This is a genomic window from Microbacterium oxydans (assembly GCF_006540085.1).
In the GTDB taxonomy this organism is placed as follows: Bacteria; Actinomycetota; Actinomycetes; order Actinomycetales; family Microbacteriaceae; genus Microbacterium; species Microbacterium oxydans.
Map to the genome: position 1 here is coordinate 168,856 of NZ_BJOG01000005.1, position 25,529 is coordinate 194,384.

24 protein-coding genes and 1 tRNA gene are annotated in these 25,529 nt (G+C 67.8%); 8 read left to right on the plus strand and 17 right to left on the minus strand.

Annotation, left to right across the window (positions count from 1 at the left end; genetic code table 11):
* Positions 1 to 48 precede the first annotated feature (48 nt).
* The 4 genes from MOX01_RS11995 to MOX01_RS12010 are packed head-to-tail and all read right to left on the minus strand — an operon-like array spanning position 49 to position 4,146.
* A complete protein-coding gene (locus MOX01_RS11995; RefSeq protein WP_141369884.1) occupies positions 49 to 1,023 on the minus strand; it encodes an ROK family protein in 975 nt (324 codons plus the stop codon).
* 2 nt (positions 1,024 to 1,025) lie between these two features.
* A complete protein-coding gene (locus tag MOX01_RS12000; protein WP_046748404.1) occupies positions 1,026 to 1,940 on the minus strand; it encodes a carbohydrate ABC transporter permease in 915 nt (304 codons plus the stop codon).
* Positions 1,930 to 2,835, minus strand: a complete 906-nt coding sequence (locus MOX01_RS12005) for a carbohydrate ABC transporter permease (RefSeq protein ID WP_045265140.1) — start codon at positions 2,833 to 2,835, stop codon at positions 1,930 to 1,932. The genes MOX01_RS12000 and MOX01_RS12005 overlap by 11 nt, the downstream gene beginning before the upstream one ends.
* A gap of 51 nt (positions 2,836 to 2,886) precedes the next feature.
* A complete protein-coding gene (locus tag MOX01_RS12010; RefSeq protein WP_230977878.1) occupies positions 2,887 to 4,146 on the minus strand; it encodes an ABC transporter substrate-binding protein in 1,260 nt (419 codons plus the stop codon).
* A gap of 201 nt (positions 4,147 to 4,347) precedes the next feature.
* On the opposite strand from MOX01_RS12010, the gene MOX01_RS12015 reads away from it, so the two are divergent.
* Positions 4,348 to 5,499: an ROK family transcriptional regulator gene (locus tag MOX01_RS12015; RefSeq protein WP_058630557.1), complete on the plus strand. Its 1,152-nt coding sequence runs from the start codon at positions 4,348 to 4,350 to the stop codon at positions 5,497 to 5,499.
* A 19-nt stretch (positions 5,500 to 5,518) separates the two neighbouring features.
* Here MOX01_RS12015 and MOX01_RS12020 read toward each other — a convergent pair whose 3' ends face one another.
* From MOX01_RS12020 to MOX01_RS12055, 8 genes are all read right to left on the minus strand, one after another.
* A complete protein-coding gene (locus MOX01_RS12020; protein ID WP_371861861.1) occupies positions 5,519 to 6,793 on the minus strand; it encodes an alpha-L-fucosidase in 1,275 nt (424 codons plus the stop codon).
* A 94-nt stretch (positions 6,794 to 6,887) separates the two neighbouring features.
* Positions 6,888 to 7,916 carry a ketol-acid reductoisomerase gene (ilvC, locus tag MOX01_RS12025; protein ID WP_058630555.1) on the minus strand — a complete coding sequence of 343 codons (1,029 nt, stop codon included), beginning with the start codon at positions 7,914 to 7,916 and terminating at the stop codon, positions 6,888 to 6,890.
* A gap of 47 nt (positions 7,917 to 7,963) precedes the next feature.
* Positions 7,964 to 8,473 carry an acetolactate synthase small subunit gene (ilvN, locus tag MOX01_RS12030; protein ID WP_017830816.1) on the minus strand — a complete coding sequence of 170 codons (510 nt, stop codon included), beginning with the start codon at positions 8,471 to 8,473 and terminating at the stop codon, positions 7,964 to 7,966.
* 3 nt (positions 8,474 to 8,476) lie between these two features.
* Positions 8,477 to 10,279: an acetolactate synthase large subunit gene (locus MOX01_RS12035; RefSeq protein WP_058630554.1), complete on the minus strand. Its 1,803-nt coding sequence runs from the start codon at positions 10,277 to 10,279 to the stop codon at positions 8,477 to 8,479.
* 71 nt (positions 10,280 to 10,350) lie between these two features.
* Positions 10,351 to 12,069, minus strand: a complete 1,719-nt coding sequence (gene ilvD / locus MOX01_RS12040) for a dihydroxy-acid dehydratase (RefSeq protein ID WP_046748398.1) — start codon at positions 12,067 to 12,069, stop codon at positions 10,351 to 10,353.
* A gap of 9 nt (positions 12,070 to 12,078) precedes the next feature.
* Positions 12,079 to 12,876, minus strand: a complete 798-nt coding sequence (otsB, locus tag MOX01_RS12045) for a trehalose-phosphatase (protein WP_046748397.1) — start codon at positions 12,874 to 12,876, stop codon at positions 12,079 to 12,081.
* Between the two features lie 51 nt (positions 12,877 to 12,927).
* Positions 12,928 to 14,334, minus strand: a complete 1,407-nt coding sequence (locus MOX01_RS12050; protein WP_058630553.1) for an alpha,alpha-trehalose-phosphate synthase (UDP-forming) — start codon at positions 14,332 to 14,334, stop codon at positions 12,928 to 12,930.
* Between the two features lie 28 nt (positions 14,335 to 14,362).
* Positions 14,363 to 15,652: an MFS transporter gene (locus MOX01_RS12055; protein ID WP_141369888.1), complete on the minus strand. Its 1,290-nt coding sequence runs from the start codon at positions 15,650 to 15,652 to the stop codon at positions 14,363 to 14,365.
* Between the two features lie 218 nt (positions 15,653 to 15,870).
* Between MOX01_RS12055 and MOX01_RS12060 the strand changes: the two genes are divergently transcribed.
* Complete coding sequence (locus MOX01_RS12060) at positions 15,871 to 16,170, plus strand: hypothetical protein (protein ID WP_046748394.1); 300 nt, start codon at positions 15,871 to 15,873, stop codon at positions 16,168 to 16,170.
* 23 nt (positions 16,171 to 16,193) lie between these two features.
* Here MOX01_RS12060 and MOX01_RS12065 read toward each other — a convergent pair whose 3' ends face one another.
* Genes MOX01_RS12065 through MOX01_RS12075 form a run of 3 tightly spaced genes read right to left on the minus strand, consistent with a single transcriptional unit; the run spans position 16,194 to position 18,814 of the window.
* Entirely contained in the window at positions 16,194 to 17,378 is a 1,185-nt protein-coding gene (locus tag MOX01_RS12065; RefSeq protein WP_141369890.1) for an acetyl-CoA C-acyltransferase, read from the minus strand.
* Positions 17,371 to 18,039, minus strand: a complete 669-nt coding sequence (locus MOX01_RS12070; protein ID WP_174799781.1) for a CoA transferase subunit B — start codon at positions 18,037 to 18,039, stop codon at positions 17,371 to 17,373. The genes MOX01_RS12065 and MOX01_RS12070 overlap by 8 nt, the downstream gene beginning before the upstream one ends.
* A 1-nt stretch (position 18,040) precedes the next feature.
* Entirely contained in the window at positions 18,041 to 18,814 is a 774-nt protein-coding gene (locus MOX01_RS12075) for a CoA transferase subunit A (protein WP_141369891.1), read from the minus strand.
* A 104-nt stretch (positions 18,815 to 18,918) separates the two neighbouring features.
* On the opposite strand from MOX01_RS12075, the gene MOX01_RS12080 reads away from it, so the two are divergent.
* The 4 genes from MOX01_RS12080 (at position 18,919) to MOX01_RS12095 (ending at position 21,962) form a co-directional block, all read left to right on the plus strand.
* Entirely contained in the window at positions 18,919 to 19,704 is a 786-nt protein-coding gene (locus MOX01_RS12080) for an IclR family transcriptional regulator (RefSeq protein WP_061017575.1), read from the plus strand.
* A 35-nt stretch (positions 19,705 to 19,739) separates the two neighbouring features.
* Positions 19,740 to 20,177 carry a MarR family winged helix-turn-helix transcriptional regulator gene (locus MOX01_RS12085; protein WP_046748390.1) on the plus strand — a complete coding sequence of 146 codons (438 nt, stop codon included), beginning with the start codon at positions 19,740 to 19,742 and terminating at the stop codon, positions 20,175 to 20,177.
* Entirely contained in the window at positions 20,174 to 21,403 is a 1,230-nt protein-coding gene (locus tag MOX01_RS12090) for an MFS transporter (RefSeq protein WP_141369893.1), read from the plus strand. Before MOX01_RS12085 ends, MOX01_RS12090 begins: the two co-directional genes overlap by 4 nt.
* Before the next feature lie 76 nt (positions 21,404 to 21,479).
* A complete protein-coding gene (locus tag MOX01_RS12095; protein ID WP_141369895.1) occupies positions 21,480 to 21,962 on the plus strand; it encodes a YbaK/EbsC family protein in 483 nt (160 codons plus the stop codon).
* 139 nt (positions 21,963 to 22,101) lie between these two features.
* Here MOX01_RS12095 and MOX01_RS12100 read toward each other — a convergent pair whose 3' ends face one another.
* Positions 22,102 to 23,628: an Ig-like domain-containing protein gene (locus MOX01_RS12100; protein WP_218028590.1), complete on the minus strand. Its 1,527-nt coding sequence runs from the start codon at positions 23,626 to 23,628 to the stop codon at positions 22,102 to 22,104.
* Between the two features lie 262 nt (positions 23,629 to 23,890).
* Positions 23,891 to 23,963: transfer RNA gene (locus MOX01_RS12105), tRNA-Lys, on the minus strand.
* A gap of 156 nt (positions 23,964 to 24,119) precedes the next feature.
* Here MOX01_RS12105 and hisN point away from each other — a divergent pair.
* Together hisN and MOX01_RS12115 are read left to right on the plus strand one after the other, a co-directional pair.
* A complete protein-coding gene (gene hisN, locus MOX01_RS12110; RefSeq protein WP_046748386.1) occupies positions 24,120 to 24,917 on the plus strand; it encodes a histidinol-phosphatase in 798 nt (265 codons plus the stop codon).
* Positions 24,918 to 24,957: 40 nt separating this feature from the next.
* The gene (locus MOX01_RS12115) at positions 24,958 to 25,524 is read left to right on the plus strand and encodes a hypothetical protein (RefSeq protein WP_141369899.1); all 567 of its coding nucleotides are present in this window, start codon (positions 24,958 to 24,960) and stop codon (positions 25,522 to 25,524) included.
* Positions 25,525 to 25,529 lie beyond the last annotated feature (5 nt).

The window sequence follows — 25,529 nt, forward strand, 5'->3', positions numbered from 1 at the left end:
CACGTGAGGTGCTCCTTGTGGTGCGAGGGTCGTGCGTGGGGTCGTCTCTCAGCGTGCGCCTGCCGGCACGAGCGCACGGCGGGCCGTCTCGATCGCGCCGAGAGCGACCGCGTCGGAACCGAGGACGGCCGGAATGATGCGCAGCGGGATACCCGACACCGGCGAGTCGGTGGCGAGCGTACGCGCGATGGCCGGCTCGAGGAGGTCCCATGCGGCCGTGACCCCGCCCCCGACGATCGCGCAGGGCAGGTCGAGGATCGTGGCCGCGGTCGCGCAGGCGAGGGCGAGCGCCCGACCCGCAGCGTCGAACGCCGCAATCGCCTCCGTGTCGCCGCGGCGCGCACGGTCGGCGACCTCGCGAGCGTCGCGCACCGGGGCGCCCGTGCTCTCCTGGTAGCGCAGCGCGATGGAAGTGCCGGAGGCCAGCGTCTCGAGATGCCCGATCTGGCCGCAGGTGCAGACGAGGTCGCTGTACCCGGGTGTGTGTCCGATCTCACCGGCGGCACCGTGCGGTCCGTGGTGAAGTTCGCCGTCGATGAGGACGGCGCCGCCCACCCCCGTGCCGAGCATGACACCGAGCACGTCCCGATCCGTGCGCCCTTCCGCCGCGGCCTCACCGAGCAGGAAGGCGTTCACGTCGTTCTCTACCCGCACGGGGACGCCGAGGCGTGACTCCAGTTCATGCCCGAGGGCGAACCCCGTCCAGCCGACGAAGGTCGCCGACGCCGCACGGATCGTCCCCGTCTCGTGGTCGATGACTCCGGCCGCCCCCACTCCGGCTGCGGCCAGCGATACTCCCGCCTCCGCTGCCAGCGACATGGCGAGGGTCGCTGCTGCATCCGCCATCGCTGCACCGCCGAGCGCGGCCGGTGCGCCGACGCTGCCCCGGCCGAGCACGGCACCGTCACCGTCCACCAGAAGGGCGGCGATCTTGGTGCCGCCGATGTCGATCCCGACGAGAGCCGCACCGGGTCCGGCTGCGCCACCGATGAGCGTGCTGGTCCCCTGTTCCTGACTGATCATGCTCAGCGACCACCCAGCCCGGCCATCGCGATCCCCTTGACGAGGTGCTTCTGCAGCACGATCACGAGGATCGTGGTCGGCACCATCGAGATGATCGCGGCTGCCATCTGCAGGTCCCACCGCGTGCCGGTGAGACCGGCGAAGCTCGCGAGGCCGACCGGAAGCGTGCCGTGCGCGTTGTAGTCGACCGTCACGATCAGCGGCCACAGGTAGCTGTTCCAGAACGAGAGGAACGTGAACACCGCGAGCACCGCCACCGCCGACTTCGACAGCGGAAGGATGATCTGCAGGAACGATCGCACGGGGCCTGCGCCGTCGACACGGGCCGCCTCCTCCAGCTCGTAGGGGATGCCGCGGAAGAACTGCCGCATCAGGAACGTGCCGAAGGCGCCGAACGCGAAGGGAAGGATGAGCGCCTGGTATGTGTCGACCCAGTTGAACCACTGCATGACCTGGAACATGGGGATGACGAGCACCTCGGCGGGAACCATCAGGGTGGCCAGGAACAGCACGAACACCGCGTCCCGGCCCTTCCACCGCAGGCGCCCGAAGGCGTATCCGGCTGTGGTCGAGACGATCAGCACGACGAGCGTTCCGCCGATCGCGACGATGAAGGAGTTCATGATGTACGTCAGGAACGGCCCGTAGGCGAACACGTCGACGAAGTTGCTCCACCGCAGTTCGGAGCCCACCAGGGTCGGCGGCATCGAGAACATCTCCGCGTTCGGCTTGAGAGCCGAGAAGAACGCGTAGATCAACGGCGAGATGAAGATCAGCGCAGCCACGTAGATCGCGACGTGCGCGAGGATCAGACGGGCGCGGGCGCCGGGGGTCGTCGCCGCACCGCGTGCGCGCTCGCGTTCGCGGTCGGCGCGGCCGGTGCGTCCGGCGGGCCGGACGAGGGTCTCAGTGCTCATAGTGCACCCACTTCTTCTGTGCGGCGAACTGGAGCCCGGTGATCGCGATGATGATCGCGAACAGGATCCACGCGGCTGCAGCGGCGAGGCCGAGATCGCCGAAGGTGAATCCCTGCTCCCAGATGTACATGACGAGCGGCTTCGTGGCATTGCCCGGACCGCCGCCGGTGAGCATCTGCGGCTGCACGAACACCTGCAGCGACGTGATCATCGTCATGATGGTGGCGAAGAAGATCGATGGCGAGATCATCGGGACGATGATGCTCCACACCCGCCGGATCCCCTGTGCGCCGTCGATGCTCGCCGCCTCCAGCACGCTCTCGGGGAGCTGCTCGAGGGCGGCCGAGAAGATCAGCATGTTGTAGCCGAGTCCCTGCCAGACGCTCATGACGACGACCATGATCATGGCCCACGACGGATCGGCGAGGAAGTTGGGCAGCTCGATGCCGAACCAGGTCTGCGAGAGGCCGTTGAAGAGTCCCTGCGGCTGGAGCATCATCTTCCAGACCAGCACGTTGGCGACCATCGGCGTGACGACGGGGATGAAGAACAGCACCCTCAGTGCGCCGCGACCGCGGATCCGGGAGTTCAGACCGAGAGCGAGCACGAGCGAGAGAGCGACGCTCAACGGCACGTACAGCAGGGTGTACACCGCCGAGTTGCGCAGCGCCGGCCAGAAGTCGGGGCTGCTGGTGAACAGCTTGACGTAGTTGTCCACGCCGTTGAAGGTCCGCTCGCCGAAGGTCGGCCAGTCGAAGACGCTCATCACGATCGACAGCCCGACGGGCACGATCGTGAACAGGGCGAGCCCGATCAGGGCTGGGCTTGCGAATCCCAGCGCCTGACCGGCCTCCACCTTGGCGAGCGATCGTCGACGTCTCGTCGTGATCGTCATCTCAGTTTCTTCCTCTGTTACTGCATTGCTGCTGTGGTGGCCGAGGCCCGATCACTCGCCGAACTGCGCCTGCGCGTTCGACAGCAGCTCTTCCATCGTCATCTGGCCGTTGTAGACGCTGACGAGGTTGGGCTGGATGTAGCTGTCGAGCTTCTGCCAGTTCTTCGTCATGTAGAGGGGGACGGTGTCACCGAACGCAGCCTCGAAGACGGACTTCACCCGGTCGCGGTACTTCTCGTCGATCGACTCGAAGTACAGCGGCTGCGACGACGTGCGTGCCGGGTAGGAGCGGCCGGACGACGCGATGTAGTCCTGCGCGTCCTCGCCGAGCAGCGAGCCCATGACCTTGAGCGCGGCCTCGGGATTCTTGCAGTTGGCCGAGATGCCGTAGCCCGAGCCGAGGATCGGACCGGGGTTGCCGTCGACTCCGGCGGGCAGCGGGACCATGCCGGCGGCGAAGCCCGACTCGTTGTCGAGGTAGCTCACCGCGTTCCAGGTGCCGTCGACGGCCATGGCCGCGTTGGCGCCGGTGTACTGGTTCTCTCCCCACCCCGTGTCGGAAGCGGAGGCCACGGGTGCGGCGACCTTCTTCTCGGTCACGAGCTCGGCGTACCAGGTCGACGCGTCGACGAAGGCCTTCTCATCGATGTGCAACGTGCCGTCCTCGGAGGCCGGCTGCGTGGCGGAGTAGGCGATCGGCATCGACATCCACTGGTAGCCGCCCATACCCATGCCGAAGCCGTACTTACCGTCCTTGGTGGCGTCGGCGGCGATCTTGTCGAAGTCGTCGAACGTCCACCCGATCTCAGGGGTTGCGGCGCCGGCGGCGGTCAGCATGTCCTGGTTGTAGTAGACGAGCATGGTGGCGACGTCGAACGGCACGCCGTAAGTCTTGCCCTCGAAGCTGAGGATCCCGTCGGCGCTCGGATTGAAGTCAGCCCAGTCGATTCCCGCCGTCTTCAGGTCGGCATCGCTCAGCTCGCGGAAGCCGCCGGTGTAGCCTCCCAGCTGCGCGCCGCTCATGCCCGTGACGCACGCCATGTTGCCGCTGGCCATGTTGGTGGTCAGCTTCGTGAAGAAGTCGCTCCACGGCGACGTCTGCAGCTTGATCTTGATGTCGGGGTTCTGCTCCTGCGCGAACGCGACCTGCGCCTCGAGGGCGTCCACGTCCGACTCGCTCCCGGCCCACATGTCCACCACGATGGTGTCGCCGTCTGCCGAACCACCCGTGCCGCTGCCGCTCGCGCAGCCGGTCATCGCGACCGCGACGCCGGCGACGGCGACCACAGCCCCTACACGCAACTTCTTCATTGAATGCCTCCTGGAAAGGGAACCGGTTAATTCGCGGGTCGAAGTAACCTAGTAGGATTTCGTATGAAGTTACCGTTTCATACTTCGCAAGTGGCCGCAAGCCGAACATCCGATGTTTATCGGAGCTTGATAATTCGTAACTCCCGGGAAACACGACGAACCCCCACTACGCTGACGATGCTCCGACAGGAAAGTGCTCTCATGACGAACTCCGCTGACACCGCCGTCGACGATCCGCACACGCGACGCATCCTCGACCTCGTCGCCCGCGGTGAGGCGCGATCGCGTTCCGAGCTCGCCGCCTCGCTCGGCGTGGCCGCATCGACGGTCGGTCTCCGCGTGCAGTCCCTGCTGGATGCCGGCGTGCTCAGAGAAGCCGGAGACGGCACGTCACGCGGAGGGCGGCGCCCACGTGTCCTTCAGATCGCGGCGGACGGCTTCGTCCTGTCCGCTGACCTCGGCGGCGGACACGCCCGCATAGGCAGGCACTCCCTCAGCGGTGCCCTCCTGGACAGTGAATCCATCGCCGTCGATGTCACCGAGGGACCGCAGGCCACCCTGGATCGCCTGGCGGTCGTGTTCGACCGTCTCCTGTCCTCGGGGAGGATCCATGCGATCGGGATCAGCCTCCCCGGTCCGGTCGACATCTCCACGGGATCCGTCGACCAACCCTCGCGGATGCCCGGATGGCCGGGGTTCCGCGTCGGCGAGCACCTCTCCGCGCGCTACGGGGTCCCTGTCGCCGTCGACAACGACGCGAACCTCGCCGCGCTCGGCGAGCACCGTGAGCGTTTCGGCCACACCGGTCACAGCATCACGGTGAAGGCGGGAACCGCCATCGGCAGCGGCATCATCGTGGACGGGCACGTGCACCGCGGCGCCACGTCGGCCGCGGGCGACATCACCCACACGCGCATCGACGGCAGCGGCGACATCCCCTGCTCCTGCGGAAACACCGGATGCCTGGAAACCGTGGCGAGCGGGGCGAGTCTGGTCCGACAGATGCGCGAGCGCGGGAACGACGCCGTGCGCACGACGACCGACGTGCTGAGCCTGGCGCGCGACGCCGATCCCCTCGCCACGACTCTGGTCCGAACCGCCGGCACCCACCTGGGCCAGGCACTCTCCGGGGTCGTGAACTTCTTCAATCCGCACGCCGTGTTCCTCACCGGCAGCATGAGCGCATCCGAACCGTTCATCGCGGCCGTCCGCAGCCGCGTCTACGAGGCCTGCCACCCGCTCGCCACCCAGCGACTGCGCATCGAGTCCGCGGCGACGGGCGCCGACGCCATCCTGCACGGCGCGGCCCGACTCGCGCTCGAGGGCATGGACATCCCCGTGGCGGCCGCCTGAGCCACCGCCACGGTGCGGATCAGTCCTCGATCAGAGTCAGCTCGATCACGGGGACCAGCACATCGGGTCGACGCACCGGGAGGTGGACGGTCAGAGTCCCCTCGGCCTCGCCTGCGGGTGTCATGAGATCCGCCTCGCGATCGGGGTCGGACACGCTCGTCTGGAGCCAGGATCCGTCGTTGAGAAGCCGGACGTACGACACCTTGCCCGCGAGCTCCGGGAGGTGGACGAAACCCATGGGCCAGCTGAAGAGGCTCAGGTAGAGCCGGTTTCCCCTGCGCGTGTAGACGCCCTCACGCGGTGGGGTGAAGGCCGCGTACCCCGCGCCGACCACCGCGTTCCGGTGCAGGCGCATCCACTCCCCGATCTCCGCCAACGTGCTCGCATCCCGCGGAGCGATCGCCCCACGCCCGTCCGGGCCGATGTTCAGCAGCATGTTGCCGTCCATCGAGACAGAGTCGACGAGCATCTGCACGAGCAACGTCGACGACTTCTGGTCCATGTTGTCGCGGTGGTAACCCCACGATCCGTTCAGCGTCTGGCACGCCTCCCACGTGAGGGGAACGCCGTCTCGCACGATCGGCGCGGTGGGCTGATACTGCTCTGGCGTGACGAAGTCCGCGGGGATACCCAGACGATCGTTGACCAGCATGTTCGGCTGCAGCTCCCGGCACAGAGCGAGCAGTGCCTCCGCATCCCAGTCCCCGGGCCCCTTGCCTGCCCACCCGTCCTTCTCCTCCGGGTAGGTGAAATCGAAGAAGAGGTAGTCGATGTCGTCGTACTCCGTGAGGAGCTCGCGCACCTGACCGTGGAGGTAGGCGCGGTATGCGGCCATGTCGCGGCCGGCGTTCAGCTCATGAGCGTTCTCATCGTCGCGACGCGGGTGGTTCCAGTCGATCGTGAAGTCGGGGTGATGCCAGTCGATGACCGAGTGGTACAGGCCGACTTTCAGGCCTTCCGCCCGCAGCGCGTCTACGTACTCGCGCACCAGGTCACGTCCGGTGTTCGCGACCGAGGTGAAGTCGGTCAGCTTCGAATCCCAGAGGCAGAAACCGTCGTGGTGCTTCGTGGTGAGCACGACATACCCCATGCCCGTCGCTTTCGCCGTGCGCGCGAGTGCTGCGGCATCGAAGAGATCGGGATCGAAGTGCTCGAAGTACTGACGGTAGTCCTCGTCCGTGAGCCGCTCGTAGTTCTGCACCCACTCGTGCCGTGCGGCGGTGCTGTAGAGGCCGAAGTGGACGAACATGCCGAACCGAGCCCGGTCAAACCATTCCTGTCGCATACCTCCCATCCTGGCACAGACATCCGATGTTTAGAGAGTGGATGGACCTGCTCGACGCAGAACGGGCGCCCCCGAAGGGACGCCCGTTCGTTCGAAGATCGAATCAGCGCGCGGCGCTGCCGTCGATGTAGTCCTCGTCCTGCTGCTTCCAGGCGAAGAGCGAGCGCAGCTCCTTGCCGGTGACCTCGATGGGGTGCTGCTCCTCCTTGGCACGCAGCGCCAGGAACTCCTCGGCCCCGTTGTCCTGGTCGTCGATGAAGCGCTTGGCGAAGGCGCCGGACTGGATGTCGGCCAGCACGCCCTTCATGCTCTCCTTGACGCGCTCGTCGATGACGCGCGGGCCCGAGACGTAGTCGCCGAACTCGGCGGTGTCGGAGATCGACCAACGCTGCTTGGCGATGCCGCCCTCCCACATCAGGTCGACGATGAGCTTGAGCTCGTGCAGCACCTCGAAGTACGCGATCTGCGGCTGGTAGCCCGCTTCGGTGAGGGTCTCGAAGCCCGCCTGCACGAGGTGGCTCACACCACCGCAGAGCACGGCCTGCTCGCCGAACAGGTCGGTCTCGGTCTCTTCGGTGAACGTCGTCTTGATGACGCCGGCCCTGGTGCCGCCGATGGCCTTCGCGTAGGAGAGCGCCAGGTCCCAGGCCTTGCCCGATGCGTCGCGCTCGACGGCGATGATGTCGGGGATGCCGCGGCCCGCGACGAACTCACGACGCACGGTGTGGCCCGGAGCCTTCGGGGCGACCAGGATCACGTCGACGCCCTCGGGAGCGTCGATGTAACCGAAGCGGATGTTGAAGCCGTGGGCGAACGCGAGCGTCTTGCCGGCCGTGAGGTTCGGCGCGATGGACTCGCTGTAGATCGTGCGCTGGTGCTGGTCCGGCGCGAGGATCATGATGACGTCGGCCCACTCGGTGGCCTCGGCGACGGTCTTGACCGGGAAGCCTGCCTCCTCGGCCTTGGCTGCCGACTTCGAGCCCTCCTTGAGGGCGATCGCGACCTCGACACCCGAGTCGCGAAGGTTCTGCGCATGGGCGTGGCCCTGCGAGCCGTAACCGACGATGGCGACCTTCTTGCCCTGGATCAGGGACAGGTCTGCATCGGCGTCGTAGAAGATCTCGGTGCTCACTTTGTGTTTCTCCTTGATTGTGGTTCGTGTAGGTAGAGGGGGGCGCATCAACCGCGCAGCACGCGTTCCGTGATGCTCTTGCCACCGCGGCCGATGGCGAGAAGACCGGACTGCGCGATCTCCTTGATGCCGAAGGGCTCGAGCGCGCGGAGCATGGCATCGACCTTGCCCTTGTCGCCGGTGACCTCGATCACGAGCGCGTCGGAGGCGTAGTCGACCACGGAAGCGCGGAAGAGGTTGACGACCTCGATCACGTTCGAGCGGGTGGCGTTGTCGGTGCGAACCTTCACGAGCATGTGCTCGCGCTGCACCGACGTGGCGAAGTCGAGCTCGACGATCTTGATCACGTTGATCAGCTTGTTGAGCTGCTTGGTGACCTGCTCGAGCGGGAGCTCATCGACATCGACGACGACGGTGATCCGGGAGATGCCAGGCACCTCCGTCACGCCGACGGCGAGGGAATCGATGTTAAAGCCGCGGCGGGCGAAGAGGCCGGCCACACGGGTCAGAAGGCCGGGGGTGTTCTCCACCAGCAGGCTCAGCACATGGGTCGACATGGATCAGTCCTCCTCGTCGAATGCGGGCGCGTGCTCGCGGGCGTACTGGACGTAGCTGTTGCTGACTCCCTGCGGCACCATCGGCCACACCATGGAATCGGCACTCACCACGAAGTCGATCACCACAGGCCGATCGTTCGTCTCGAGTGCGAGCTTGATGGCGGCGTCGACCTCTTCCTCCTTCTCCACACGGATCGCGAGGCAGCCGTAGGCTTCGGCGAGCTTCACGAAGTCGGGGATGCGGATCGTTCCGTGACCGGTGTTGAGATCGGTGTTCGAGTGACGTCCGTCGTAGAACAGCGTCTGCCACTGGCGCACCATGCCCAGCGAGGAATTGTTGATGATCGCGACCTTGATCGGGATGTTGTTGATCGTGCAGGTCGCGAGCTCCTGATTGGTCATCTGGAAGCAGCCGTCGCCGTCGATCGCCCAGACCGGACGATCGGGCTCGGCGACCTTGGCACCCATGGCCGCCGGCACCGAGTAGCCCATCGTTCCGGCACCGCCGGAGTTCAGCCAGGCGTTCGGACGCTCGTACTTGATGAACTGCGCAGCCCACATCTGGTGCTGGCCGACTCCGGAGGCGAAGATGCCCTCCGGCCCGGTGAGCTCGCCGATGCGCTGGATCACGTGCTGAGGAGCGAGCAGACCGTCGGTCGTCGGCGCGAATCCCAGCGGGAACTCGGTACGCAGACCGTCGAGGTACGACCACCACTCCTCGATGTCGGGCTTCGTGTCGGCCGTCGCGCCACGGAACGCCGCGTCGAGGTCGGTGAGGACGTCGCGCACATCGCCGACGATCGGCACGTCGGCCGTGCGGATCTTGGAGATCTCCGCCGGGTCGATGTCGACGTGGACGACCTTCGCGTTGGGTGCGAACAGCGCCGCCTTACCCGTGACACGGTCGTCGAACCGCGCACCGAGCGAGACGAGGAGATCGGCCTCCTGCAGAGCGAGCACAGCGGGAACCGTGCCGTGCATGCCGGGCATGCCGAGGTGCTGCGGGTGCGAGTCCGGGAAAGCACCACGGGCCATCAGCGTCGTGACGACCGGGGCGCCGGTGGACTCGGCGAGTTCGAGGAGTTCTGCGGACGCCTTGCCGCGGATCACGCCGCCACCCACGTACAGCACCGGCTTCTTGGCTTCGGCGAGAAGGGCCGCCGCGGCCTGGATCTGCTTCCCGTGCGCCTTGGTCACAGGACGGTAGCCGGGCAGGTCGATCTTGGGCGGCCATACGAAGGGCGCGGTCGCCTGCTGCGCGTCCTTGGTGATGTCGACCAGCACCGGACCGGGGCGCCCGGTGCCGGCGATCTCGTACGCCGCAGCGATCGCGCCCGGGATGTCCGCCGCGTCCTTCACGAGGAATGAGTGCTTGGTGATCGGCATCGTGATGCCCACGATGTCGGCCTCCTGGAACGCATCCGTCCCCATGAGGGTCGAGAACACCTGACCGGTGATCGCGAGCATCGGCACCGAATCCATGTAGGCGTCGGCGATCGCGGTCACGAGGTTGGTCGCGCCGGGACCGGAGGTCGCGATGCACACGCCCACCTTGCCGGATGCGGACGCGTACCCCTCGGCCGCGTGCCCGGCTCCCTGCTCGTGACGAACCAGGATGTGACGGAGCTCGGAAGCGTCCATCAGCGGGTCGTAGACGGGGAGGATAGCCCCGCCAGGAAGCCCGAACACGTCGGTGACACCGAGCAGCTCGAGCGAGCGGACCACGGCCTCAGCGCCCGTGATCTCCGGTGCGGCAGGTTGACGGGCGGGCGGCCTCGGCACGGCCGGGGCGGAATCAGCAGTCATGACTTTCCTTCTGATGATCTGTGGAGGACGCCGGATGTCCGATCGGCTGGGTTCCTGAGCCTGTCGATGGATCAGCCGGTGGTCGCTCCCTCGGCGGCGGACCGCACGAGGCGCGAGTACTTGGCAAGAACGCCTCGGGTGTAGCGCGGGGGAAGCGGCTCCCAGCCAGAGCGGCGGGAGGCGAGCTCTGCCTCGTCGACGAGTAGATCGAGAGAGCGAGCTGCGATATCGACCCGTATCAGATCACCATCGCGCACGAAGGCGATAGGACCTGCGTCCACCGCTTCGGGTGCTATGTGGCCGATGCACAGGCCGGTTGTGCCGCCTGAGAATCGTCCGTCCGTCAAGAGTAGTACATCTTTTCCGAGTCCAGCGCCCTTGATGGCCGCGGTGATCGCGAGCATCTCCCGCATGCCCGGTCCACCCTTGGGTCCCTCGTAGCGGATCACGATCACCGTGCCGGGTTCGATCTCGCCCTCGGCCACGGCATCCATGGCCGCGCGCTCGCGCTCGAACACGCGGGCCGGTCCCTCGAACACCGCCGCATCGAAACCCGCCGTCTTGACGACGGCCCCCTCCGGGGCGAGCGAGCCGTGCAGGATAGTGAGCCCGCCCGTGGCGTGGATCGGGTTGTCGAACGTGTGGATGACCTCGCCGTCGATCGGCTGCGGGTCGAGGTCCGCGAGGTTCTCGGCGAGCGTCTTGCCGGTGACCGTGAGCGCGTCGCCGTGCAGGAGGCCCTCGTCGAGCATGGCCTTCATGATCACGGGGATGCCGCCGTGGCGGTCGACGTCGTTCATGACGTACTTGCCGAACGGCTTCATGTCGGCCACGTGCGGGACCTTGTCGCCGATGCGATTGAAGTCGTGAAGACTCAGCTCGACCTCGGCCTCTCTCGCGATGGCGAGGAGGTGGAGGACGACGTTGGTCGAGCCGCCGAGGGCCATCGCGAGGGCGATCGCGTTCTCGAACGCCTCCTTGGTGAGGATGTCGCGCGTCGTGATGCCCTGACGGAGCAGGTTGACGACGGCCTCGCCCGACCGATGCGCGAAGTAGTCGCGACGGCGGTCGGCAGCGGGCGGCGCGGCGGAGCCCGGCAGGCTGAGCCCGAGTGCCTCGGCGACGGAGGCCATGGTGTTGGCGGTGTACATGCCGCCGCACGCTCCCTCACCGGGAGCGATGGCGCACTCGATGCGCTTGAGGTCTTCCTCGCTCATCAGGCCGGCACGGCAGGCGCCGACCGCCTCGAACGAGTCGATGATCGTGACGTCCTTCTCGGTGCCGTCGGAGAGCTTGACCCAGCCCGGCGCGATCGACCCGGCGTAGAGGAAGACGCTCGACAGGTCGAGGCGGGCGCTGGCCATGAGCATGCCGGGGATCGACTTGTCGCAGCCGGCGAGCAGGACGGAGCCGTCCAGGCGCTCGGCCATCATCACGGTCTCGACCGAGTCGGCGATGACCTCGCGGGAGACGAGTGAGAAGTGCATCCCCTCGTGGCCCATCGAGATGCCGTCCGAGACGGAGATGGTTCCGAACTGCAGCGGGTACCCGCCGCCGGAGTGCACGCCCTCCTTCGCCCCCTGAGCAAGACGGTCGAGGCTCAGGTTGCAGGGAGTGATCTCGTTCCAGCTGGACGCGATGCCGATCTGCGGCTTGTCCCAGTCGGCGTCGCCCATGCCGACGGCACGGAGCATACCGCGGGAGGTCGTGGCCTCGATGCCGTCGGTGACGACGCGGCTGCGGGGCTTGATGTCGATGGGCGCGCTGCTGGAGGGATCATGCGAGGACATGACGGAAGTCTATTGCCGCCGAGAGGCACGTTCGTCCGCCAACGCCTCCAGAAGCTCGGCGATCTGTTGTGGAGAGTCCACACGAAGGGTCGCGGCGCTCTCCCCCGGCCCGACCCGGACGCCGAGGTCGCCGGGCTGCAGCACACGCATCGCATCCTCGTCCGTCACATCGTCGCCGGCGAAGAGGATCCCGGTGGCGTCGAACCTCTCGCGGAGAGCGGCCATCGCCGCGTCCTTGCCCTCCGTTCGCGACGAGAACTCGAGCACCCTGTGGCCCGAACGCCGTCTCCAGTGCGGGAACCGCTCCGCGACGAGGGCATCGATCTCGGCGAAGACGCGCTCCTCGGTCTCGCGGTCGGCACGACGGGTGTGCACGCCCATGCCGAAGGTCTTGGGCTCGAACTCGGCGCCTTCATATCGGTCGATGATCGGCTTCGCCGCCGCCCACAGCTCCTCACGAGCACCATCGTCCGTCGGCTCGCCGGGAGCATCAGCGTCGCCCTCCCCCGGGAACCAGTACTGGGCGCCGTGCGATCCGGCCAAGGCGATCGCGGAGTCGTCGGTGTGCTCCGTGATGACACGGAGGTCATGCATGCTGCGTCCGGAGACGTAGGCGACGACAGTGTCCGGAAGAGCGGCGAGGCGGTCGACCTGGACGGCGACTTCGGGAAGGGCTCTGGCGGCCATCGGATCCGGGACCAGCGGCGATGCCGTGCCGTCGAAGTCGAGCGCGACCACAAGCCGTGCAGTGCCGGCCAGAGCGCTCAGGTCGTCATCGGCTGTTCCAGGGGTCCAAGGGCGCGTCACGGATTCTCCAATCGAAGGGGGCTCTCCCAGTATCGCGGGCCGTGCGCGGGCTCAGCGACCGCGCACCTCCGCCAACGCGGCGAGGAACGACGACGACCACGCGGTCACGTCGTTGTCGAGCACCCGGCGCCGGAGCGAGCGCATGCGACGCGACTGCTCGCCCGCCGGCATGTCCACGGCGGTCATGATCGCGTCCTTGAGACCTTCGATGTCGTGCGGGTTGACGCGCACGGCCTGGCGCAGCTCGTCCGCCGCTCCCGTGAACTCGCTCAGCACGAGCACGCCGCGATTGTCGGCCCTGGTGGCGACGTACTCCTTGGCCACGAGGTTCATACCGTCGCGGAGCGCGGTCACGAGCATGACATCCGCCGCCAGGTAGAGCGCGACCATCTCCTCGCGCGGATACCCCTGGTGCAGGTACCGGATGGCGGAGTGCCCCATGGTGTCGTTGTCGCCGTTGATGCGGCTCACGGCGAGCTCGATCTCGTCCCGCAGGTGCACGTAGGCATCGACCCGCTCGCGGCTGGGACTCGCGACCTGCACCAGTGTCACGTCCTCGACGTTCAGTCGCCCGTCCTCGAGCAGTTCGCCATAGGCCTTGATGCGGTGCCGGATGCCCTTCGTGTAGTCGAGTCTGTCGACGCCGAGCAGGATGCGCTTGGGGTTGCCGAGGCTGGCTCTGATCTCGGCGGCTCTGGCCTGGATGTCCTCCCTGGCCGCGAGCTCGAGGTAGGGCTCGGTGTCGATGGAGATCGGGAAGGCTCTCGCCACCGCCGTCCTGGTCTGCTCGCCCTCCGGCACCGCGACGTGCGAGCCCTTGACCTCGTAGCGCAAGCGGCGGCGTACGGCGGTCAGGAAGTAGGTGGCGTCCTGCGCGCGCTGGAAGCCGATGACGTCGGCGCCGAGGAGTCCGCGCAGCACCTGGTCGCGCCAGGGCAGCTGCGCGTACAGACCGTGAGCGGGGAACGGGATGTGGTGGAAGTAGCCGATGGTGACGTCGGGCCGCAGTTCCCGCACCATCTGCGGCACGAGCTGGAGCTGGTAGTCGTGCACCCACACGGTGCCGTCCTTCGCGACCGCGGCGGCAGCAGCCTCGGCGAAGCGGCGGTTCACCGTCACGTATGCCTCCCACCATTCCCGGTGGTACTGCGGCGGCGCGATCACATCGTGATAGAGCGGCCAGATGGTGTCGTTCGCGAAGCCTTCGTAGTACTCGGCGACCTCCTGAGCGCTGAGCGTCACCGGTATCAGGTCGATGCCGTCGGCCGCGAACGGCTCCAGCTCGACGTCGGCCTGGCCGGGCCAGCCCACCCAGGCCCCGTGCACACTGCGCATCATCGGCTCGAGCGCGGCGACGAGACCACCGGGAGACGTGCGCCAGGTCTCCTCACCTCCGGGACCCACCACCCGATCGACGGGCAGGCGGTTGGCGACGACGACGAAATCTGCTGCGGCCACGAGGGCTCCTCCCGGGGTTTCCTCCAGGCTATCGAGGAACGTCGATCTCCGCGGATCGCGCGTCAGGGGTTGACGCGGGCCTCGCGTCCCCTCTACCGCTGAGGAACCAGTTCGCCACACCCGCGATGAAGGCGATCAGTGCCGCGATCATCGGCAGCAACAGCGCAGCGGGCGTGCCGACGTTCTCGGCGATCTCACCCGCGAAGGCGGCTCCGATGGACTGCCCGACGACGACGCCGGAGCCGAGCATCGTCATGACGGTGGCGGAGCGTCCCCGGGGACTGCGGGCCGCACCGAAGCTGTACTGCGTGACGAGAGTGGGACCGATGCCGATGCCCATGATCGCGAGCGCCAGAATCATGGTGCCGGGGGTGTCGACGAATCCGAGCAGCAGCGTGCCCGCCAGCAGGATCCCGGAGAACACGAGCCACCGCGCGCGCATCGAGAATCGCGGGGGAAGCCATGCGACACCGAGTGCGAGGATGGCGGACCCCACGCCCATGACACCGTAGAGGAGGCCGGCCTGCTCCGGCGCCCCGCGGTCGGCCATGAACGACGTCAGCGAGGTGAGCATCGTGCCGAAGAAGATGCCGACGCCGAGGATGCCGACCACCACGATCAGCAGCTGGGGCCGGAACAGCTCGGAGACGGCCGAAGGCGCCTTCCCGTCGGCGTCGCGATCCTGCGAGACGTGTCGACCGCTGGGATGCAGCGCGAAGGCACCCACGAAGACCACGGTGAGGACGGCCGCACCGACCAGCGGAGCCCACGGCGCGATCGCCGACGCCAGGATCCCGACCAGGAACGGCCCGAACACGAACACCGTCTCGTCCGCCGCCGACTCGTAGGCCATCGTGCCCGACACCGTCTTCGCACGGCGGGACTCCGCCATTCGTTCGCTGATGATCGTGACGAGCCGCGACCGTGAGAGCGGAGCGACCTGCGGGGCGCTCGCCCCGATGCCGACGGCGGCGAGCAGCACGAATCCGTCCGGCGCCGTTCCGTAGACGACCACGGTGAACAGCAGAAGCATGGCCGCGTTCGCGACAGCGAGCACCATCAGCACGACCCGCTGCCCGAAGCGATCGGCTGCTGCCCCGAGCAGAGGCCCGAAGCATGCGGTGCCGAGACCCACGGCCGCAGAGGTGAGACCTCCGAGCGAGAGGGAGCCCCGCGCGGAGACGACGACCGTCAGCACGCCGACGACCATCATCGCGAACGGCAGCCGGGCGATGAAGGCGATGAGGAAGTAGGGAAGGCCGGCGAGACGGAGAAGGGTCGGCTCGGCGATTTGCTGCGATGCTGTTGCGCGTGTCATGGCTCTCGCGCGTCGAAGACGCGATGTCGGGTGCCGCCGCTGTCCGCCGGAATGCCGACGGCCGGTAGATACACGGTTGTGCGGCCGCGGGCGAGCCGCGACCAGGCCATGATAGCGGGTGCGCCCGAGTGCCGTCCGTCAGCTCGTTCCCTGCCGGATCCACCGGGGGCTTGTCAAGGCTCCATGCGACCAAGGGTGCGGGAAGGTAGCGTGGGGGAATGCGCTACCTCTTCAGCACCGGACTTGTCGCTGCGATCTCCGCCGGAGTCTCCCTGCTGCGCGGCACCCGCGAGCAGCCCGTCACCTGGCGTGCCGTGCTGTCCTGGGTGAGCTGGGGCATCACGATGGCCCTCGCCGTCGGCGCCGTGATCGACATGAACCGCGAACGTCGCGGTGTGCTGGTGGACGCCGACTCCCCGCAGTCGGTCAAGAAGGCGAAGAAGGCCCAGCGACTGCAGTTCCGCTCGCAGAAGGCCCTCGCCGACACGCAGGACCACGCTAAAGACTCACGTCCCTGATCGGCCGCTGGCCGGGACCGTCGTCATCGGGTGAGGATGAGCGCCTCTCCCTGACCGCCGCCGCCGCACAGTCCGACCGCCGCGGTCCCCGCGCCCCGACGTGCCAGCTCGTGCGCGAGGTGCACGACGAGCCTGTTGCCTGAGGCTCCGATGGGGTGACCGATCGCGATGCCGCCACCATGGATGTTCACGATGCTCTCGTCGATGCCCAGCTCGTCCTGAGAACGTGCGACGACGGCGCCGAAGGCCTCGTTGATCTCGACCAGATCGAGATCGGACGGCGAGATGCCCTGTTTGGCGCACGCACGCTCGATCGCCCGCGCCGGTTGCGCCTGCAGCGAGTTGTCCGGTCCTGCCGTCTGCCCGCTCGCACCGACGGTCGCCAGCACAGGCCAGCCCTTCACCGTCGCGACGCCGCGGGTCGTCAGCACGACCGCGGAGGCACCGTCGGAGATCGGCGATGAGTTACCGGCGGTGATCGAGCCGCCTTCCGCGAACGCCGCTCTGAGTCCCGAAAGCGTCTGCACGGTCGTGTCGGGTCGTACGCCCTCGTCCTTCGTCACGCGCACGGGCTCACCCCGTCGTTGAGGAACGTCCACGGCGACGATCTCCGCGTCGAACACTCCCGACTCCTGCGCTGCCGTCGCGCGCTGGTGGGAGAGAGCCGCGACCTGGTCCTGCGCCGCCCTGGTGAGTCCGAAACGCGCGTTGTGCCGTTCCGTCGATGCTCCCATGCTCTCCTGGTCGTACGCGTCGGTGAGCCCGTCGTATGCCATGTGGTCGAGCACCTCGACGCTTCCGTATGTCCAGCCGTCGCGGGAACCCATCAGCAGGTGCGGGGCGCGCGTCATGGACTCCATGCCCGCGGCGACGACCACTTCGGCATCACCCGTGCGGATCATGCGTGCGGCGTCGATGATCGCCGTCAGCCCCGACAGACAGACCTTGTTCACCGAGTGCGCCGGCACGTCCCATCCGATGCCCGCGCCGATCGCCGCCTGCCGCGCCGCGTTCTGTCCCGACCCGGCCGCGAGCACCTGACCGACGACGACGGCATCGACATCGTCGGGATCGATCGTGGCCTGTTCGAGCGCGCCGCGGATCGCCAGTGATCCGAGCTGAGGCGCTGTGAACGCGGAGAGCTGCCCCTTAAGGCGTCCCTGTGGGGTGCGAGCAGCGGCGACGATGACGACGTCGTTCTCAGTCATGGTGCGTGGTCCTTCCGTTGTGCAGTGCGCGGGAGACGATGAGGGGTGGCTCCGTCGCGGCGACGACGTCATCGACCGTGACGTCCGGCGCGGTCTCGACGAGCACGAGTCCCTCCGATGTCACGTCGATCACGGCGAGGTCGGTGATGATCCGGTCGACGACGCCTCGACCCGTCAACGGCAGGGAGCACTCCTCGACGATCTTCGCGGAGCCGTCTTTCGCGACATGCTCCATGAGCACGATGACCCGGCCGGCGCCGTGGACCAGATCCATGGCACCGCCAGGGCCCTTGACCATCTTGCCGGGGATCATCCAGTTCGCGAGGTCTCCCGCTGACGAGACCTGCATCGCCCCGAGGATCGCGGCATCGATCTTGCCGCCTCGGATCATGCCGAAACTGGTCGCCGAGTCGAAGAAAGCCGCCCCGGGGAGAGCGGTCACCGTCTCCTTTCCCGCATTGATCAGGTCGGGATCGACCGCGTCCTCCCGCGGATAGGGGCCGACGCCGAGGATGCCGTTCTCTGACTGCAGGACCACGGTGACACCGGGCGGCACGTGATTGGGCACCAGAGTGGGGAGACCGATGCCGAGGTTCACGTAGGCGCCGTCCTGCAGCTCGGCCGCAGCGCGGGCGGCCATCTGCTCGCGGGTCAGTGCCATGTCAGGCTCCTTCCACGGCGACGGTGCGCCGTTCGATGCGCTTGGGGATGTCGGTGCCGACCTCGACGACGCGGTGCACGAAGACGCCGGGAAGGTGGATGCCATCGGGGTCGAGCTCCCCCGGTTCCATCAGCTGTTCGACCTGAGCGATGCAGACCCGTCCCGCCATGGCTGCGAGCGGGTTGAAGTTGCGCGCAGCCTTGTTGAACACGAGGTTGCCGTGTCGGTCGCCGCGGGCGGCGTGCACGAGCGCGAAGTCGGTGGTGATCGCCTCCTCGAGGACGAACTCACGCGGGGCCCCGTCGACCTCGAAGGTGCGCACGTCTTTGGGGGCCGAGGCGACGGCGATCGTGCCGTCGGGGTTGTACCTGCGCGGCAGTCCCCCCTCTGCCACCTGTGTGCCGACCCCGGTCTGGGTGTAGAAGGCGGCGATCCCCGACCCGCCGGCGCGGAGCTTCTCGGCGAGGGTTCCCTGCGGTGTGAGTTCGAGCTCCAGTTCCCCGCTCAAGAACTGACGCTCGAACTCCTTGTTCTCGCCCACATAAGACGAGGTCATCTTGCGGATCCGCCGCGCGCCCAACAGCACACCCAGACCCCAGTCGTCGACCCCGCAGTTGTTGCTCACGACGCTCAGGCCCGTGGTGCCCTGTGCGAGGAGCGCCTCGATGAGTGCGATCGGGTTACCGGAGAGACCGAAGCCGCCGACCGCCAGCGACGCCCCATCCCTGATGTCGGCGACAGCTGCCTCGGCAGACTCCCAGTGCTTGTCGATCACGTCGGCTCCTTCGATCCCGTGCTCTCCCCAGCATCCGTCCAGAGCACCTGGCCGGAGAAGCAGGATCTTGTGATGTGGCAGAACCTAGAGGTAGCGTCCACATCATGGAACCTCTTGCAGCCGTGCCCGGCGCTCAGGCCATCGCCAGAGCCGCACGCCTGCTGCGTCTGGTGACGGCCGCCGGCGCCGAGGGCGCCTCGCTGCAGGAGCTGGCGCGCGGCGCAGACCTCTCGCGCTCCACAGCGCACCGCCTGCTGAGTGCTCTCCGCGCCGAGGGCCTGGTCGACCGCGATGGCGAGAGCACCCGGTGGATGCCCGGTCCTGAGCTCTTCCTGATGGGATCCGTCGCGGCCGCTCGGTACGACGTGACTGCTCTCGCCCGCGACGTGGTCCGCTCACTCGCCGTCAAGACCGAGGAGAGCGCGTTCCTCTCCGTACGTCGAGCGGACGAGACGGTCTGCCTCCTCCGCGAGGAAGGCTCGTTCCCCATCCGTTCCTTCGTGCTGAGCGAGGGCGTCCGCTTCCCTTTGGGCGTCGCGAGCGCGGGCCTCGCCATTCTCGCCTTCCTTCCGGACCACGATGTGGATGGCTACCTCGAGCGTCACCCGGACCTCGAGAGCGCGTGGGGACGTGCCCACGGCATGCGCCCCCTTCGCGCGCGCCTCGCGGAGACCAAGGAACGGGGATACGCGGTGAACCCCGGATTGATCGTCGAAGGCAGCTGGGGACTCGGCGCCGCCGTGTTCGATCGCTCGGGGCGCCCCGAATGGGCATTGAGCCTCACCGGTGTGGAGTTCCGCTTCGGCCCTGACCGGATGGCCGAGCTCGGCCGCACCCTCCTGGCACACGCACATCAACTCTCCGCGCGCATCGCCACCGCCCGACGCTGACGGTTATTCATACCAGGGGGTATATACTTGCTGGTATGAATCGCACGGACGTCATCCCCTCCCTGGTGCTCTCGGCGTACGCGCTCGGCCGTATCGCCGCGCAGGACGCCGGAAACGACGCGCCAGCGGCGCAGTGGCGTGTGCTGAGCCTGCTCGAGCAGGCAGGCTCCCGGCGCGTCGGCGAACTGGCTGCCGCCGCACGGACGACCCAACCCGGAATGACGCGTCTCCTCGGCGGCCTGGAGCGAGAAGGACTCATCCTCCGCTCCCCCGACCCGGACGATTCCCGCGCGACCGTCGTCGACATCACCGCGCAGGGGACCTCGGCGCTTGCCGCCTGGCGAGCCGAGTTCCGCGACACTCTCGCTCCACGCTTCGCCGCTCTGGACGACGAGGAGTGGGCCGCCCTCACACGTGCGGCGGAGATCCTCGCCGCGCATACCGCCACTGATCGAACAGGAGAACCTCGGTGAACACCGCCGCCACCCCCTCGGTGTGGAAACAACCGGCCCAGGTCTGGGCCGTCGCATTCGCGTGCGTCGTCGCCTTCATGGGCATCGGACTCGTCGACCCGATCCTGCCCGCGATCGCCGAATCGCTGCAGGCCTCTCCCGTCGAGACCGAGCTGCTCTTCACCAGCTATCTCCTCGTGACCGGTCTCGCGATGCTCGTGACCAGCTGGATCTCCAGCCGCATCGGGGCCAAGGCGACGCTGCTCATCGGACTCGCGCTGATCGTGGTGTTCGCACTGCTCTGCGCACTGAGCGGCAGCGTCGACGCCGTCATCGGCTTCCGTGCTGGGTGGGGCCTGGGTAACGCGCTCTTCATCTCGACGGCCCTCGCCACGATCGTCGGTGCCGCGTCAGGCGGCAGCAGCGCGGCCATCGTCCTCTATGAGGCCGCCCTCGGCCTGGGCATCGCCGTCGGTCCGCTCCTCGGCGGCCTCCTCGGCGAGCAGAGCTGGCGTGGACCGTTCTTCGGAGTGGTCGCGCTGATGGCGATCGCCTTCGTCGCCGTGCTGGTCCTGCTGCGCGGCCCGGGCGAGAAGCGCCAGCCCGTCAAATTCTCCGCACCGTTCAGCGCCTTGCGCCGCCCGGCACTCGCGGTGCTCGCGGTCACGGCCCTGTTCTACAACATCGGCTTCTTCGTCCTCCTGGCCTTCTCCCCGTTCCCGCTGGGCTTCGGCGCGATGGGCATCGGCTTCACCTTCTTCGGCTGGGGAGTCGCACTCGCGGTCACCAGCGTCTGGGTCGCACCTCTCCTCATGCGCCGCATGCCCAGGACGCGCATCATCCTGGTCGTCCTCCCCCTGTTGGCGGTCGATCTGATCGCTGCCGGGCTCGTGGTGGGGAATGCCGCGGCGCTGGTCACCTGCATCGTGGTGGGCGGGCTTCTGCTCGGCGTGATGAACACCGTGCTCACCGAAGCGGTGATGGAGGCGACCGATCTGCCGCGCTCCGTCGCTTCGTCGGCGTACTCCGCCGTCCGGTTCCTCGGCGGCGCCATGGCTCCCCCGATCGCCGCCCTCCTGTGGCACGCGTTCAACGCAACGGTTCCCTATCTGTTCGCCGCGGCCTCTGTCCTGCTGGCCGCGCTCACCGTCTTCCTGGGTCGGCGGGTACTCGCCCACATCGACGACGAGCCCGACGACACGGTGACGGAGGATGCGGCGGCCATCCTGGTGGGAGACGCCGGCTGATCCGGACTCCTGGCGTCGGAGTGGTCACCGAAGACCGCGCCGACGCCAGGGCACGAGCGTTGGATATCGTGGATCGATGACCGAGACCCCCGCACTCCCCGAACGCAGCAGGCAGGTGCACCGGCAGCTCCTGGAGGCAGGCGTCGATGTCCGGATCCGGGTGCTCCCCGAGTCTGCACGAACCGCAGCCGAAGCAGCCGCCGCGATCGGCTGTGAGATCGCGGCGATCGCCAACAGCCTGGTCTTCGTCGCGGACGATGTGCCGGTGCTGGTCATGACCAGCGGCGGGCACCGGGTGGACCTCGACGCGCTGAAGGCGAGCATCGACGCGGAGGAGGTGACGATGGCTCCGCCCGCCCTGGTCCGCTCGGCGACCGGCCAGGTCATCGGCGGCGTCGCACCCATCGGTCACCCGACACCGCTTCGCACCTACATCGATGAGGCGTTGCGGGCCCACGACGAGCTGTGGGCGGCGGCAGGCCATCCCCACACGGTCATGCCCTTGACCTTCGACCAGCTCACCGCCCTGACCCGGGGAACAGTGATCTCCGTCGCATGATCTCTATCGCGTGATCTCCGTCGCGTGAGTTCCGCCCCCTCACCTCACGCAGGGGCCGGGCCCGCATCCGGGCACGCTGCGATTCACCCTGAGAGCCGAGTCGCGAAGCGCATGCTCCACGACCCGGCTCTCTCGACGATCAGCTGTGTGCTGCCCGCTTCCGAGCACGAACGGCTCCGAGCAGGGTGAGGGCGATTCCGAGCAGGAGCGCCGATCCTCCGGCCCACAGCAGCCCACCGGGGGCATCGGCACCCGTGGTCGCCAGCGACGATCCGCCCGTGAGGGGCAGCTCCTTCGGCGGAGAGACCACGGGCGGCGGTGTCGTCGGCGGTGTCGTCGGCGGTGTCGTCGGCGGAATGACCGGCGGCGTCGCGGTCGCGGAGTTGGTGAGGGTCACCGAGAGAGTCGCACCGGCGCCGACCGTGATCTGCGCTCCACCGTCGGGACGTACCTGCACACCTGTGCCCGAGAACGCGGGTGTTCCCCAGTCGATGCCTTCGATCGCGGGCGGGGTGAGCTCGACGAGGGTGACCACGGTGCCGGCGGGCAGCGTGATCAGCGGCGAGGTGGCGCCGGCGGTGATGGCGACCGTCCGCTCGACGACCGGATCGCCGTAGCTGTACCGCACCGTGTACACGGAGTCGGCGGGCACAGTCGGCGCGCCGGATCCGGACATCGCCTTGGTCACGGTGAATGCCCCGGTGGCGTCGCCGTCGCCGGTTCCCCCGCCCGTGACGTTCCACACTTCCTTGTCCTCGAGCTTGATCCCGTTCACGTCGGCGGTGTTGGCGAAGGTCGCCCCGTCCACATGGGTGCTCGGCACGGTGAAGTACTTGACGAAGTAGATCCGGGTCGGGTCGATCGGACCGGGGATCTCGAGGTGGAATGCCGTGCCCTCAGCGTTCCACGACCCCGTCCAGTCCGTGATCGTCTGCGAGTCCTGATCCTGCATGGTGGCGCTGCGCACAGCGAGCTGGCCGTCCTCGTTGTGGTGCTCGGCGAGCCCGTCACCGGCGCCGACGAGGGTGTCATCGATCACGATCGACTCCGCTCCGGCGAAGCTCGCTCCCGGGAGGGCCAGTTCCCACGCGATCCTGCCGTCGTCCGTCTGCCAGGACCACTTCTGCGGTTCGGTGGGCAGCGGTGCGGAGGGTCCGATCCCCCCGCCGGGGAGCTCGACCGGTGTGATCGTGCCGTCGACGGTGAACTCGACGGTCGACTGCGTCGTCTGCTCATCCGCAGAGGCGACGAACCACAGCGAACCCGTGACGCCGGTTCGGCCGTTCACGTAGTCGGTGAGGGTGCACGTCACGACGGGAGCCGCATCCGTGCTCACCGTGCACTGGGCGATCGCCACGCTCGGGTCCTCAGCCGATGGCACGGAGAAGGAGGTGCCCGCGCGGGCGAACTCCTTCGGGAGTGTGAACCCGAACGTCTGGCCTCCTGTCGCTCCGTCCGGCACCGCCCAGTCGGCATCGACACGCACCTGATCCCACTGCGAGACGCCTCCACCGCCGTTGACGGTCGTCACGGTGATCGACGCAGGATCGATGGCCGCGGGATAGTCGTACTCCGCTGCCGAAGCGCTCCCGGCGCCGGCGAGAGTGATCACGGCGGTGAGCGCCGCGGCGGCCGCAGCGATCATCGCGGTTGTCTTTCGGCGCACGACGGCGCCGCCATTTCTTTCGTACAAGATCTTCCCCAGTTCTTGATGAAGCCCGCGGCTCGGTGCTGACGCTGTGGAACGGCAGTACGGAGGCGCAAGGCATGTGTCCCCATATGAGAGACGACGGGGTGCGCGATCTATTACGCGATTCTCGAACTCTTCTGAGCAGGAGGCGATCGGAGTCGTGCTCGACGAGGCGTGGGAAGGTGCTCAGGAAGCAGAAAAGCCTCGGTAGATGGCGAGATCTACTGAGGCTGTTCCGTGCACCCCCTGGGACTTGAACCCAGAACCCACTGATTAAGAGTCAGTTGCTCTGCCGATTGAGCTAGAGGTGCGTGGCCCGGGATAACCCCGACCGAGGAATTACATTACCAGCCGACCGGGTCCATGTGAAATCGGCGTCGGCACCCGGGCGCGCCGCGACGATGAGAGACCGCAGACATGGTCTTTCGGCCCTCGGGCGCCGCGGAGTCGACGACTATTCTTAGACCGTGAACACCTCTCCCCACGCCGATGCCCTGCGTCACGACCTCGAACTCGCGCTCCGCCTGGCTGACGCCGCGGACGCCCAGTCCCTCCCGCGTTTCGACGCATCGGATCTCGAGATCTCGACCAAGGCCGACAACTCGCATGTGACGGATGCCGACCTCGCCACGGAGCGCGCGATCCGCAGCATCCTCGAGCAGGAGCGGCCCGAGGACGGCATCTTCGGCGAGGAGTTCGGCGCCCAGGGCAGCACTCAGCGCCAGTGGATCATCGACCCGATCGACGGAACCGCCAACTTCCTCCGCGGGGTCCCGCTGTGGGGAACGATGATCGCCCTCGCGGTGGACGGCGTGCCCCAGGTCGGTGTGGTCAGCATGCCGGCGCTCGGTCGACGCTGGTGGGCGTCGACCGGTGGTGGCGCCTGGACGGACGGCGAGAACGGACCGCGCCGGATCCAGGCGTCCTCGGTCTCCTCCCTCGACGACGCGAGCGTGAGCTTCCAGAGCATCGCGCAGTGGTCGGATGCCGGGCGCCTCGACACGCTCCTCGCGGTCGCCGCACGGGTCTGGAGGGACAGAGCGTACGGTGACGTGTACTCGTACATGCTCCTTGCGGAGGGCCGCATCGACATGGTGGCCGAGTTCGGCGTCAAAGAGTACGACATCGCTGCTGCCGTCCCCATCGTCCGAGAGGCCGGCGGCCGGATGACGGCGATCGACGGCGCGGAGACGATCAGCGCGCGCTCGACACTCGCAACCAACGGGACTCTGCACGAGGAGTTCCTGAGCTTGACGCAGAGCTGATCGGCCTGCTGCAGCCCGACCGGAACGACGAGGCCTCGCGATGAATCCCCGCATCATGTCCGCCGCCGCGGGCGTCCTGCTGCTCGTCGCAGCGCTCTCCGCGTGCGCGGCCCCCGAGCCAGGCCCCTCCTCGACGCCCGACGCCGGCGACACGCGCCCGTCACAGTCCCCCGCCCCGCCCTCCTCGCCGACATCGCCGGCCGCCGAGGAAGAACTCACGTGCGAGTCGATGATCTCCGATGGCACCGTCACCGCGCTCGCTGATGCCGGTTGGACCGCCGAGACGAAGGAGTTCGTCGCCGGCGGCGTCGAGCTGACCGAAGGACTGCTCTGCTTCTGGGCCGACTACTCCGTCGGTTCGGATCACGGACAGCTCTACGGCTGGTCCGCGATCGACGGTGCGGACGCCGCGACGGCGCAGGCCGCTCTGCTCGCCGAGGGGTGGAAGCGAGAAGACGGCCCTGACGGCGTCTACTTCACAGAGGATGCGCAATACGCGATGGGCACCGACGAAGACGGCTACGGGATGACGTACCTGTTCGGGGACGGCTGGGTTCGGCTCGCCGACACTCGGCAGGGACTCATCCTCATCGAATGGCCGCGCTGAAGACG